The organism is Sulfuriferula thiophila (assembly GCF_003864975.1).
GTDB lineage: Bacteria > Pseudomonadota > Gammaproteobacteria > Burkholderiales > Sulfuriferulaceae > Sulfuriferula > Sulfuriferula thiophila.
The window spans coordinates 1-13,209 of the sequence record NZ_BHGL01000022.1 but is presented as its reverse complement, the minus strand read 5'-3'; the positions used below and the strand labels follow the sequence as shown (position 1 = coordinate 13,209).

13 protein-coding genes are annotated in these 13,209 nt (G+C 53.1%); 9 read left to right on the top strand and 4 right to left on the bottom strand.

Features of this window, described 5'->3' with window-relative positions; genetic code table 11:
• Positions 1-76 precede the first annotated feature (76 nt).
• The gene (locus EJE49_RS08800) at positions 77-550 is read right to left on the bottom strand and encodes a GNAT family N-acetyltransferase (protein ID WP_124950082.1); all 474 of its coding nucleotides are present in this window, start codon (positions 548-550) and stop codon (positions 77-79) included.
• Positions 551-556: 6 nt separating this feature from the next.
• On the bottom strand, positions 557-1,162 hold the full coding sequence (locus EJE49_RS08795) for a helix-turn-helix domain-containing protein (RefSeq protein WP_124950081.1): 606 nt from the start codon (positions 1,160-1,162) through the stop codon (positions 557-559).
• 147 nt (positions 1,163-1,309) lie between these two features.
• Here EJE49_RS08795 and purU point away from each other — a divergent pair, with 147 nt between their 5' ends.
• From purU to EJE49_RS08750, 9 genes are all read left to right on the top strand, one after another.
• A complete protein-coding gene (gene purU / locus EJE49_RS08790) occupies positions 1,310-2,170 on the top strand; it encodes a formyltetrahydrofolate deformylase (protein WP_124950080.1) in 861 nt (286 codons plus the stop codon).
• A gap of 10 nt (positions 2,171-2,180) precedes the next feature.
• Positions 2,181-3,422 (top strand): FAD-dependent oxidoreductase, encoded by a 1,242-nt coding sequence (locus EJE49_RS08785; protein ID WP_124950079.1) that lies wholly within the window; start codon positions 2,181-2,183, stop codon positions 3,420-3,422.
• A gap of 2 nt (positions 3,423-3,424) precedes the next feature.
• Entirely contained in the window at positions 3,425-3,700 is a 276-nt protein-coding gene (locus EJE49_RS08780) for a sarcosine oxidase subunit delta (RefSeq protein ID WP_124950078.1), read from the top strand.
• Positions 3,697-6,612, top strand: a complete 2,916-nt coding sequence (locus tag EJE49_RS08775; RefSeq protein WP_124950077.1) for a glycine cleavage T C-terminal barrel domain-containing protein — start codon at positions 3,697-3,699, stop codon at positions 6,610-6,612. Before EJE49_RS08780 ends, EJE49_RS08775 begins: the two co-directional genes overlap by 4 nt.
• A complete protein-coding gene (locus EJE49_RS08770; RefSeq protein WP_124950076.1) occupies positions 6,609-7,265 on the top strand; it encodes a methylglutamate dehydrogenase in 657 nt (218 codons plus the stop codon). Before EJE49_RS08775 ends, EJE49_RS08770 begins: the two co-directional genes overlap by 4 nt.
• A gap of 19 nt (positions 7,266-7,284) precedes the next feature.
• The gene (gene glnT, locus EJE49_RS08765) at positions 7,285-8,613 is read left to right on the top strand and encodes a type III glutamate--ammonia ligase (RefSeq protein WP_124950075.1); all 1,329 of its coding nucleotides are present in this window, start codon (positions 7,285-7,287) and stop codon (positions 8,611-8,613) included.
• Between the two features lie 177 nt (positions 8,614-8,790).
• Positions 8,791-9,684: a class II glutamine amidotransferase domain-containing protein gene (locus EJE49_RS08760; RefSeq protein ID WP_124950074.1), complete on the top strand. Its 894-nt coding sequence runs from the start codon at positions 8,791-8,793 to the stop codon at positions 9,682-9,684.
• Positions 9,672-10,361 (top strand): GltB/FmdC/FwdC-like GXGXG domain-containing protein, encoded by a 690-nt coding sequence (locus EJE49_RS08755; RefSeq protein WP_124950073.1) that lies wholly within the window; start codon positions 9,672-9,674, stop codon positions 10,359-10,361. The genes EJE49_RS08760 and EJE49_RS08755 overlap by 13 nt, the downstream gene beginning before the upstream one ends.
• A gap of 15 nt (positions 10,362-10,376) precedes the next feature.
• Positions 10,377-11,732 (top strand): FMN-binding glutamate synthase family protein, encoded by a 1,356-nt coding sequence (locus EJE49_RS08750; RefSeq protein WP_124950072.1) that lies wholly within the window; start codon positions 10,377-10,379, stop codon positions 11,730-11,732.
• A gap of 78 nt (positions 11,733-11,810) precedes the next feature.
• Here EJE49_RS08750 and EJE49_RS08745 read toward each other — a convergent pair whose 3' ends face one another.
• Both EJE49_RS08745 and EJE49_RS08740 read right to left on the bottom strand, forming a co-directional pair.
• The gene (locus EJE49_RS08745) at positions 11,811-12,554 is read right to left on the bottom strand and encodes a hypothetical protein (RefSeq protein WP_124950071.1); all 744 of its coding nucleotides are present in this window, start codon (positions 12,552-12,554) and stop codon (positions 11,811-11,813) included.
• Positions 12,555-12,564: 10 nt separating this feature from the next.
• On the bottom strand, positions 12,565-13,089 hold the full coding sequence (locus tag EJE49_RS08740) for a glycoside hydrolase family 19 protein (RefSeq protein WP_124950070.1): 525 nt from the start codon (positions 13,087-13,089) through the stop codon (positions 12,565-12,567).
• Between the last annotated feature and the right edge of the window lie 120 nt (positions 13,090-13,209).

Here is a 13,209-nt window from a genome sequence, read left to right as displayed (position 1 = left end):
AGTTCGACCTTGATATCTCATTTGGTTCACGGCATGATGCGGTTATGGATATACTTTTTATACAGCTTCGTTAGTCTCATGCTTCCGTCTGTTTAACCAACCCACACCGATGCGCAACCAGTCGCGTCATTTTCCACCCGATGCGCTGATAAAAATCCAGTGCCGGGGTGTTATCCATATCGGCCAGTAGCTGAGCGCGGGTGGCGCCTTTGATCGCGGCCCAGTTCAGCACGTCGGTTAAGAGTGCTGAGCCGATGCCGTGCTGGCGGTAATTCGCATCTACCACCACATCTTCTATCCATGCGGAAAATGCGCCTTCGGCTGTCGAGACCACCAGTTGTGCGCTGGCCATGCCGATGGCTGTGCCGTCAGCGTGTCTTGCGACAGCGATATAGGCTGTGTCGGTTTGTTGCAACAGCAAGTCCAGGCCTTTATGCTGCGCGGCGTGATTGGGGGTGAAATCCTGCTCGATGGTGAATAGCGTATCGAGCAGCTTGATCAACGCCGGAATGTCTTCGCAGTTGGCGGCCTGGATCTGGTATGCAGTCATCTGTGGTTAGCCTGCGGGGGTAGGGTAGATGGTGATGGAAAGGAAACGGATCGGCAGTTCGATCAGTTGTTCCGGGCCATGCGGGACTTCGCCGCGGAAAGTCAGTGAATCGCCCGGTTCCAGCAGGTAAGTCTGCTGGCCGTGGCGGTATTCGATCTTGCCCTGCAACATGTAGAGAAACTCAGTGCCCGGGTGTTCAAAGGTAGGGAATACCTCGGAGGCATCATCCATGGAAATCAGGAATGGCTCGAACAGCTTGGTCGGTCCCTGATCGTAAGCCAGCAGCTGGTAGGTGTGGCCGTGCTTGGTGCCGCGTCTGACTACCTGCATGCCTTTGTCGTTCTTGATGTGTTGCGCGCCGCCTTCGGGGATGTTGTAACCCTTGAACAGGGTGGACAGCGATATACCCAGCGCCTGTGCCAGCTTGGACAGCGTATCCAGACTGGTTGCGGTCTGGCCGTTCTCAATCTTGGAGAGCATGCCGCGGCTGATGCTGGCTCGCTCGGCGACGTCGGCAATGGTCAGGCCATGCTTTTGCCGTAAGTCACGGATGGCGTTGCCCAGATATCGTTCCAGTTCGTTATCCGGATTGGTGTCTTCTTTTTTCTCCATTGCAGTATCCCGTATTTATTTCAACTGGTTTTAATTATCTCATAGCTGGCATTAAAGCATGAAATATTGTTGACTTGTGTGAATCATGTGTGCACAATATTCACTAATGTTTCTTAATATGAATCTTCTTGGACCCGTTAAGTAATTATGCCCAATGCACGACGTTATACGCTAAGCCTTTCCTGCCCGGATCGTACGGGCATTGTAGCAGCGGTCAGCAGCTTCATTGCAGCCAACAACGGCTGGATAGTCGAAGCCAGCCATCATGCCGATGCTACCACGCGGCATTTTTTCATGCGCCAGGAGATACTGGCTGATTCCTTGCCGTTTGACATAGCGCAATTCCGTATTCTGTTTACACCTATCGCCGAACAGTTTGATATGCAGTGGCGTATCACCGACTCCGCAGTAAAAAAGCGTGTGGTGCTGCTGGTGTCGAAGCAGGAGCATTGTTTATACGATATTTTTTCGCGCTGGAAGAGTGATGATCTGGATGTGGATATCGCGTGTGTGATCTCCAATCACGAAACCTTGCGCGGCTTTGTGGAGTGGCATGGCATTCCGTTCCACTATGTGCCGGTGACTGCCGCAACCAAGGATGAAGCTTACGCAGAAGTCGCGCAGTTGTTTGATGAGGCGCGTGGCGATGTGATGGTACTGGCGCGCTACATGCAGATACTTAATCTGGCGCTGTGCCAGCGTTATGCGGGGCGCATCATCAATATCCACCATTCCTTCCTGCCCAGTTTTATTGGCGCAAAACCTTATCATCAGGCGTTTGAGCGTGGCGTGAAGCTGATCGGTGCGACTTGTCATTATGTTACTGAAGACCTTGATCAGGGGCAGATCATCGAACAGGACGTGATCCGTATCAACCATTCCGATCAGGTCGAAGATCTGGTGCGTTACGGCAAGGATATTGAGAAGGCAGTGTTGGCACGCGGTTTGCGTTACCACCTGGAAGATCGTGCGCTGGTATATGGCAACAAAACTGTAATTCTTAGGTGAAGGAACAATAATGCCCTGGCGACTTTTACGTTTTGCGCTGTCGAAAAAACATCCCGAGCCACGCATGTTTGCGCAGCCTGAAAAGCTCAAATCTTCCTACGATGCAGTAATCATAGGCGGTGGTGGGCATGGCCTGGCGGCGGCCTATTATCTGGCCCGCGATCACGGTATGACCAATATTGCCGTCCTGGAAAAGGGCTACATTGGCGGTGGTAACACTGGCCGCAATACCACGATCATTCGTTCCAATTATCTGACTCCGGAAGGGGTGAAGTTCTATGATGCGTCCGTCGATTTGTGGAAGGACCTGTCGCAGGATTTTGATCTGAATCTGTTTTATTCGACGCGCGGTCATTACACCCTTGCCCATACCGATGCAGCCATGCGCACCATGCGCTGGCGCGCCGAAGTAAACAAGCATTATGGCGTTGATTCCGAAGTGGTCGGGCCTGAGGAAATACGCAAGGCCAGCCCACAAATCGACCTCAGTTGCGGTGGTCATTCGCCTATTTTAGGCGCGCTGTATCACGCACCGGGCGCAGTTGCCCGTCATGATGCGGTGGCGTGGGGTTACGGTCGTGGCGCCAGTATGCGCGGGGTGGAAATCCACCAGCAAACTCAGGTAACCGGTATTGATGTGCAGTCTGGCAAGGTGTGCGGTGTACAGACTGACAAAGGCTACATTTCTACACCTAAAGTATTGTGTGCGGTAGCTGGCTCGACGCCGCGTATTACCGACATGGTCGGGTTGCGCACGCCGATCTATATTCACCCGCTGCAAGCCATGGTCAGCGAGCCAATGAAACCCTGGCTGGATCCGATACTGGTGTCGGGCAGTTTGCATATCTACGTCAGCCAGAGTGCACGCGGCGAGCTGGTAATGGGCGCATCGCTCGATCCTTACGAATTGCATTCTACCCGTTCCACGCTGGACTTTGTCGAGGGCTTGTCTGCGCACATGCTTGATATGTTCCCGTTTCTGTCGCACGTCAAGGTGGTGCGGCAATGGGCGGGCATGGCCGACATGACGCCGGACTTTGCGCCGATCATGGGTAAAACTCCGGTTGAAGGGTTTTATCTTGACGCAGGCTGGGGTACCTGGGGCTTCAAGGCCACGCCCATCTCTGGCAAGACGATGGCGTATACGCTGGCCAATGACCGTAATCATGATCTGATTGAAGGCTTTTCTTTGTCCCGTTTCGCGCAATATGCGCTGACGGGCGAGAAGGGTGCTGCATCGGTGGGGCATTAACCATGAAAATCCTGACCTGTCCGATTAATGGCGAGCGTCCTATCAGCGAATTTACCTATGGCGGCGAATATCGTCCCATGCCCGATGCGCAAACGGTAACGGATGCCGTATGGGCCGATTACGTGTTCAATCGCAACGGTGCACCCGGGATAAAATTTGAATGGTGGTGCCATACCCCATCCACCACATGGTTTATCGCTGAACGTGATACCGCACGCGATGTGGTGCTCCGTAGTTTTCTTTTTGGCGAAATAAGTTTACAAGGCGGTGCAGCGTGAGGCTTAAACCGATATCTGGCGAATGGTTAGACCGCGGTACCGAGGTCGAATTTCAGTTCGAGGGCAAGCCCTATCGCGGTTATCGCGGGGACTGTATCAGCAGTGCGTTATGGGCAGCCGATGTGCGCATGCTTGGTCGCAGCTTTAAATACCACCGCCCGCGCGGCATCTTGTCGCTGGCCAATCACGATATCAATGCGTTGATGCAGGACGGACAGCGTCTTAATGTGCGCGCAGACGTCGAGCCATTGGTCGCGCAACAGCAATTGAGCAGCGTAAACACCTTTGGCGGTTTGCAGGCAGATCGCGGGCGCTGGCTGAATCATCTGGCAAAATTTCTGCCGGTCGGGTTTTACTATAAGGCTTTCCATACCAAGGCGCTGTTTCCGTTGTGGGAGCGTCTGTTCCGGCGTCTTACCGGCTTGGGTAAGCTGGATTTTAATACGCCACATCTGCGTACACCCAAAGATTATGATTTTTGCGATGTGCTGGTGATCGGTGCGGGGGCATCTGGATTAAGTGCAGCACTGGCGGCGGCTGATGCGGGTGCCGAGGTCGTGATCGTTGATGAGAATGCTCATGCTGGCGGTTCTGGTGCATACCAGCGTGGCGGCAAGATGGATGCTTATGCGCAAGTGATTGCGTTGCTGAATAGTGTAGTCCGCCATCCGCGCATTCGCCTGCTCACCAGTACGGTCGCCTCTGCCTATTATGCCGACCACTGGATCCCGCTGGTTGATGCGCAGAAGATAACCAAGATGCGTGCTAAAAGCGTGGTAGTGGCAACAGGTGCCTTCGAGCAGCCAGCGGTGTTCCACAATAATGATTTGCCTGGCGTGATGCTGGCATCTGCCGCACAGCGACTGATTTACCGTTATGCCGTTCGGCCGATGCAACGCGTGGTGATATTGACAGCTAACGGGGACGGTTACCGTGCCGCACTGGATATGGCTGTGCACGGGGTGACGGTAGCTGCACTGGTGGATTTGCGCAGTCAGCATCAAGCTACCAAACTGGAGGATGCGGTACAGGCCTGCGGGATCAAAATCTATCACGGCCATTGCATACTGGAGGCCGAGGCAATGGCTGGCGGCAAGGGTGTTGCCGCGGCGATTATTAGCCGGTTTGATGAAGCGACAGGTGCTGAATCCGCGTCCACGCTGCGCATTCCGTGTGATGGCATCATCATGAGCGTGGGTTGGGCGCCGACGGCCAATCTGCTATATCAGGCAGGTACCCGTATGCGCTTTGCCGATGATGTGCAGCAGTTTGTGCCGGAGGTGCTGCCCCAGGGCGTATTTGCCTGCGGTCGTGTGAATGGTGTTTATGACACTGCACACAAATTCATCGATGGCGAGCGTGCCGGTCGTGATGCAGCGGCACATGTCGGCTATGGCAGCGTATCAACCGCTATCGAGATTAAAGAAATCGAATCGCCATCTCATGCATGGCCCATCGTTGCCCACCCTAAAGCCAAGAACTTCATCGATTTTGACGAGGATCTGCAACTAAAGGACTTTGAGAACGCAGTGCAGGAAGGCTTTGATAATATTGAATTATTGAAGCGCTATACCACTGTCGGTATGGGGCCGTCGCAAGGCAAACATTCGAACATGAATGCGTTGCGCATACTGGCGCGACTGACTGGCAAATCGCCGGGCCAGGTCGGCACCACTACGGCACGGCCATTCTTCCACCCGGTGCCGTTATCGCATCTTGCCGGGCGCGGATTCTCGCCGGAACGCCTGACACCGTTGCATTACCAGCATCAGCAGCTTGGTGCGGTATTCATGCCTGCTGGTATCTGGCAGCGCCCCGAGTATTACGTTCAGCCAAGTCAGACCCGTATTGATTGTATACGTGGTGAAGTTTCCGCCGTGCGCAATCAGGTCGGCCTCATCGACGTTGGCACGCTGGGCAAGATCGAAATTTACGGCCCGGATGCGGCTGAATTCCTGGAGCGGGTCTATATCAGCCGCTACGCCAATCTCAAGGTGGGCATGACCCGCTATGCCATCATGTGCGACGAATCCGGGGTAATCATCGACGACGGCGTGGTGGCGCGACTGGGCGAACAGCATTTCTACTTCACCACCACGACTTCCGGCGCGGCGCCCATTTATCGTGAACTGACCCGGCTTAATACCCTGTGGCAACTTGATTGCGGCCTGGTGAACCTGACCGGGGCGATGGCGGCAGTGAATCTGGCCGGTCCCAGGGCGGCTGAGGTGTTAGCGCCGCTTACCGAACTGGATTTGTCGCTAGTTGAATTCCCCTACATGGGGATACGCGAGACGAGCGTTGCGGGTATCCCGGCGCGGTTGATGCGCGTCGGTTTTGTCGGCGAGCTGGGTTATGAAATCCATGTGCCGGCAGCGTACGCCAATGCGCTGTGGCAAGCGCTGTGGCAGAGCGGTAGGCCTCACGGCATGCATGCCTTCGGCGTCGAGGCGCAACGCCTGCTGCGCCTGGAAAAAGGCCACATCATTATCGGGCAGGATACGGATGGTCTGACCACGCCGCTGCAAGCCAATCTCAACTGGGCGCTGAAAATGGACAAACCATTCTTCATCGGCCAGCGCAGCCTGCAAATCGTTGCACAACAGCCATTACAGCAAAAACTGGTAGGGTTTGTGCTGGATGCCGGCCACAGTGGTACCGTGCCCCAGGAATGCCATCTGATCATCGAACAGGGCGATATCGCCGGACGCATTACCAGTATCGCCTGGAGCCCAAGCTTACAGCGCCATATCGGCATGGCGTTTGTACGCCCCGATCTGGCTGTGGAAAACGGCGTCATTTCCATCCGCTTAAGCGACGGCAGTATGGTCAGCGCACATATACATCCAACGCCATTCTATGACCCCAAAAATAGTCGACAACAACATCCTGCTCAGGAGCCAGCCTTATGAATGCGTTACGCAAAAGTCCGTTCCACGACGTGATTGCTACGCTGCAACCAGAGTGGGGTATGTACAACGACATGCCAACCGCGTTGCAGTTTGATATCGGTGACAGCCAGCGCATGCAACTGCTGGGGATTGCTGATGTGTCTTGCCTGTGGCGTTGCGGACTTAAAGGACCTCACAGCAAAGCCTGGTTAGAGACGCACGGAATAGCCGTTCCTGCTGTGAATAGCTGGGAGCCGTTAAGCGGAGGCAGTCTTATTGCGCGGCTGGGTAATAGTGAATTTCTGTTTGAAGATGGACTGGATGGTGCGACGGCACAGCATATACAAGCCATGCTGACTGATGGACCACATGGTGTTTATCCGGTGCTGCGTCAGGATGCGGCGCTGATACTGACCGGCGCGGCGGTGCAACAGTTGCTGCGGCAAACCTGCAGTTTCAATTTCATGACGCTGGACAAGGCCAATCGACCTCTGGTGCTCACCACTATGGTCGGGGTGCCCGTGACTGTGCTGCCAGTGGATATGCCGGAAGGTGAGTATTACCGGGTGTGGTGCGATGGAACTTACGGTGAGTATTTATGGCGCACGCTGCTGGATATCGCCTGTGAGTTGGGCGGTGGCGCAGTGGGTTTGAACAGTATTTCAATTAATTGATATTAAAAGGGAAATCGCAATGAACTTGACAGAGGCAAAGGCTTTTCTCGAAACCCACCAGATTAAATTTGTGCTGGCGCAATTCGTCGATATTCACGGCGCGGCCAAGACCAAAGCAGTGCCGGTGAATCATTTTGAAGACATCCTCAAGCAGGGTGCCGGGTTTGCCGGATTTGCGATCTGGGGTCTGGGCATAGCGCCGCACGGCCCGGATTATATGGCCGTTGGCGATATCGGCACGCTGTCGCTGGTGCCCTGGCAGCCGGGTTTTGCCCGCATCGTCTGCAACGGCCATGTCAACAAACAGCCGTATGAATATGACTCGCGGGTGGTGCTGTTGAAACAGATAGAGCGGCTCAAGCAAAAGGGCTGGACCCTGAATACCGGGCTGGAGCCGGAGTTTTCATTGTTGAAGCGGGACGAACACGGTGCCATCCATCCGTTTGACGACAGCGATACGCTGGCCAAGCCGTGTTACGACTACAAGAGCCTGACCCGCAGCAGCGCCTATCTGGAAAAGCTGGTAGCAGCATTGCAGGCGGTCGATATCGATGTGTTCCAGATCGACCATGAAGATGCCAACGGTCAGTTCGAGGTCAATTACACTTATAGCAATTGCCTGAAATCAGCGGACAATTTCGTCATGTTCAAAATGGCAGCATCCGAGATCGCCAATGAAATGGGGCTGGTCTGCTCGTTCATGCCCAAGCCGTTTGCTAACCGTCCCGGTAACGGTATGCACATGCATATGTCGCTGTCCGACGGCCATAGCAATCTGTTCGCCGATGCGGCAGATCCGCGCCAGCTTGGGCTGTCGAAGCTGGCCTATCATTTCCTCGGCGGTCTGCTTGCCCATGCCCCGGCGATTACTGCGATATGCGCGCCGACCGTCAATTCCTATAAACGTCTGGTGGTAGGCCGTTCGTTGACTGGCGCCACATGGGCGCCAGCCTATATCAGCTACGGCGACAATAACCGTTCAAGCATGGTGCGTATCCCCGGTGACCGTATCGAGCTACGCCTGCCCGACGGATCGGCAAACCCTTATCTGGCCGCCACCGCTATTATCGCTGCTGGGCTGGATGGTATAGAACGTGAACTTGATCCCGGCGATCCGCAGAATATCAACCTCTATGACCTGAGCGCAGAGGAGCTGACCGCCAAAGGCATAGGCGTATTGCCACAAAGTCTGCATGAAGCAGTGGCTGCGCTTGAAGCCGATCAACTTATCTGCGATGCACTGGGCCCGGTAGCACAGGAGTTCATCAAGCTCAAGCGCATGGAATGGATAGAGTACATGCGCCATGTATCAGAGTGGGAAATCAACAGCTATCTCGAGTTTTTTTGAATATGCGAAAAGCATTTTGTCCACTAAAAGCACGAAAAACACGAAAAAATCAATTTTGAAAGCTGGATATTTAGAAATGTGCGTCGGGTTTTAAATTTCGTGCCTTTCGTGTCTTTCGTGGACAAATAGCTGTATTTAATTGATCGCTCGCCGTATTAAGTAACAAGGAGAAATGAGATGTGTGGAATTGTAGGATTACTCGTCAAGACGCCGGCGTTACGTGCGCGGCTGGGCGAAATGCTGGTGCCGATGATGGTGGGTATGACTGAGCGCGGGCCGGATTCTGCGGGTCTGGCCGTGTTCAGCGCACCGCTGGCGAGTGGGCATAAGTACAGCCTGTATTCGGGCACCAGCAGCTTCGACTGGGAAGGGCTGGCAGAACAACTGTTTGCACACCTGCGTATGCCTGCACAGTGTGAAGGTCACGGCAACCATGCCGTGCTAATGACCGAGCTGGCACCTGCGGCGGTCAGGCAATGGCTTAAGGAAAATTTCCCGGCGCTGCACGTGCTGTCGTGTGGCCGCGCTATTGATCTGTATAAGGATATCGGTACGCCTAGTGAAGTGGCGCAACGTTATGGCTTTAGCGGTTTGCAAGGCAGTCATGCCGTTGGGCATACGCGTATGGCGACCGAATCGGCGGTGACTCCTGATCGCGCGCACCCGTTTACTGCCGGCGAGGATTTCTGCCTGGTGCATAACGGCTCGCTATCGAATCCCTACGGGCTGCGGCGCAAGCTGGAAACCGAAGGCATCCACTTCGAAACCGACAACGACACCGAAGCCGCATGCCGTTTTCTGGAGTGGCGTATGCGTGAAGGCGATGTGCTGGAAACGGCAATACAGAAAGGTTTTGAAGAGCTGGATGGTTTCTACACATTTTTGATTGGTACTGAAAACAAACTGGCTTTAGTGCGCGATCCGTTTGCTTGTAAGCCAGCCATTGTTGCCGAGACCGATGACTATGTGGCTATCGCGTCGGAATTTCGCTCGCTGGCGCATTTGCCGGATGTGAAAAATGCCCACATTTATGAACCTAACCCAGAGGAAATGTACGTATGGACAGCCTGAGTTTTGATCTGGCGGCAACGCCATTACGCGATCTCAACCGTTTCCTGCATCAGGATGCAGTCACGCAAGGCATCAAACAAGTCACCGTATTACATCCTGATGGTGCGCACAATATTGCTGTCGGGCTGAGTGCGCCCGTTGCGGTCGATATTGAAGGCCATGCTGGTTATTACGCGGCTGGGATGCTCAAGCACGGTATAGTAACCATCCACGGCAATGCCGGCACTGGTGTGGCGGAAAACATGATGTCGGGCAAGGTGCACGTTAAGGGTTTTGCTTCGGTATCGGCAGGAGCTTCCGCTCATGGCGGGCTGCTGGTGGTGGACGGCGATACTTCATTGCGCTGCGGTATTTCGCTGAAGGGCGGCGATATTGTCGTTGGCGGCTCAGTTGGCAGTTTTTCCGGCTTCATGGCGCAGGCCGGGCGCATGGTGATCTGCGGCAATGCGGGTGATGCGCTGGGTGATTCGCTGTATGAAGCCGTGATTTATGTGCGCGGTACGATTAAATCGCTGGGTGCCGATGCTCGCATCGAGGACATGACTGAGAGCGACTATCAAGCCGTTGGTGAACTGCTGGCGGCAGCAGGCTACACATATGATGCGCATGAATTCAAGCGCGTTGCATCGGCTAAAAGTCTGTATCACTGGAACGCTGATGCCAATCAGGAATATTAAATCAGGAGCCGCAAAATGAACGATAACGAACACATACTCAAGCATATTGCCAAGGAAGGCAGTGCCGGCTACGACCGCAAGATCATGGACTATATCCACAATGCGGCGACTCATGGTTTATATGAAATTCGTGGTATGGGTGCCAAGCGTGCCGTACCGAATTTTGATGATCTGGTTTTGCTCGGCGCCTCATTATCACGCTACCCGCTGGAAGGCTATCGGGAAAAATGTTCGACCAAAACCATCCTCGGCACGCGTTTCGCCAGCAAGCCGATAGAGCTGGAAATACCCATCACCATCGCCGGCATGAGCTTTGGCGCGCTGTCGGCCAACGTCAAGGAATCGCTGGGGCGCGCTGCGACCGAGCTGGGCACCTCGACCACGACCGGCGACGGCGGCATGACTGCAGAAGAGCGCCAGTCGTCGAAAACGCTGGTGTATCAGTGTCTGCCGTCGCGTTATGGCTTCAACCCGGATGACGTGCGCCGTGCCGACGCGATAGAAATCGTCATCGGGCAGGGTGCCAAACCTGGTGGTGGCGGCATGTTGCTGGGGCAGAAAATTTCACCGCGTGTCGCCAAAATGCGTACCCTGCCGGAAGGTATCGACCAGCGTTCCGCCTGTCGACATCCGGACTGGACTGGGCCGGACGATTTGGTGATCAAGATACATGAACTGCGTGAGATGACTGACTGGGAGAAACCGATCTACGTCAAAGTCGGAGCCACGCGCACTTTCCACGACGTTAAACTGGCGGTTCATGCCGGTGCCGACGTTATCGTGGTGGACGGAATGCAGGGCGGCACGGCGGCCACCCAGACCTGCTTCATCGAGCATGTTGGCATCCCGACGCTGGCGGCATTGCGTCAGGCCGTTGATGCGCTGGAAGATCTGAACATGAAGGGCAAAGTGCAGCTCATCATTTCCGGCGGTGTACGTACTGGTGCCGACGTTGCCAAAGCACTGGCGATGGGTGCTGATGCAGTGGCTATTGGTCAGGGTGTGCTGTATGCGCTGGGCTGCAATCATGATGCTTATACGCTAGATGGTGTGGTGCATAGCGCTTGCAATGATTACGAGCAGTTAGGTACAGCGGCGGGTTATTGTCACCACTGTCACACTGGGCGCTGTCCAGTCGGCATCACCACTCAGGACGAGCAGTTGGCGCAACGCTTGATGCCCGATCTGGGTGCAAAGCGGCTGAAGAATTACCTGAAAACGCTGAACATGGAACTGACCACGCTGGCCCGTGCCTGCGGCAAGCAGAACGTGCATCATCTGGAGCGTGAAGATCTGGCCGCGATGACGATCGAAGCGGCTGCGATGGCGAGACTGCCATTGGCAGGGACAGACTGGATACCGGGGGTCTGAATAATAAGTAATCTCCTTAATAAAAAAATGTTACTTTTAATATTTTTTATTGATGAGATTACTCTGGGGCACAGGATGCTAATTGCTGGAGCATTGCTTGAGCGCGTTGCGTGCCTCGGCAATGCTTTTATATTTATTGGGGTTGCCTAGGCAACTATCGTCTTGTTTGAAGTTGAGCTTTCCGTTTTGGTTAGTAAGGCGGAGTAAAACAGTAGTAGAGTGTTTTGACGGTGTGCTATCAGGACTCAAGCTATCGGTATATTCCAGACTAATTAACATTGAGTCTGGTACTTCTTTAGCGATTGCCATTGCATTAACACCATCACACGAAGGCATACCCTTTATTTCATTGTTGTCACGTTTGATGTTGAGCCGGACGATAGCTACGGTATCAACTGTCTCGCTGTCATATAAAAAAAGATGACATACCACACCGTTCTCGTGCAGATTGCAGTTTGCATTCGGATTTAAATTTACATTACATCTGGCAGGGAGTGGCTCTTCTAAATTGTATGAGTTGATACTTGAAAGATAAGATTTGCCATCGAATACCCAGCTAAAATTTGAGCCCTCTACAGGAGTGTCGATCCCAAACCAAGTATATTTTCTTTTAGCATTTGATGGGTCTCTTAAATAGGCACCTTCAGAGGTAGAGTAAATAAATTTATCGCTGTCAAATCGCTGTCTGGATGCTGTGACGCTATTTAGTTTTGAATAGACTGACGCTGATTTCTGGGTATTATCAATTCTTAATTCTGCATGAGCAGGAAGCCCGGATAGTAGCAACAGCATCATTCCATAAAAAGGTAAAAAACGGTTCATATAAATTTCCTTATTTGAATGCAGCATAAGCGACTTTAACGTAATCACGGCGTTCTTTTGCGCCATCCATCCCAGAGTTTATTTTATGCGTTACGGCGTTAATTGCCGCATCGTTGACACCTTGATCTGCCTTTGCAACACAGTTATTTGCAATCCAGAACCAAACAGCCGATCGTAATGAATAAGGAAATTGCATCACTAAGTCTGGATTGGAGATGAAGTCTACGTTACCGTTCCAATAATGCGCATATTCTTTATTAAAAGCATGATAGTTATCGTACCCAGTTAATTGAAAGAACCCATGTCCGCGAAATTTCCAGCCATCTCCCGGTTGGGTATTCCCATTTGGATTGCCATCAGATCCATAAATTTTGTTGGCAATGATGATTCTTTTTGCATTACTAAGCGGTTTTGTTACCGAATCTGAACGGCCATCAATTGCAGCTTCGTCGTGGTGTTGAGGCTTTCTGTAATAGCTGAATTTTTCAATTAATACCGAACTTTTATAGTTCAGATTTTCAGTTTTAGGACTCATCTTTGAGCCTGACTCTTGTCGTATTTGCCCGAAAAAATGCGCGCGTCGGTAATCCCCCCATTAATAACCGCAGTTAAAAGTAGAGGTTAAGCGGCCATAGCGAGTTTGTGTTTAGGTGGG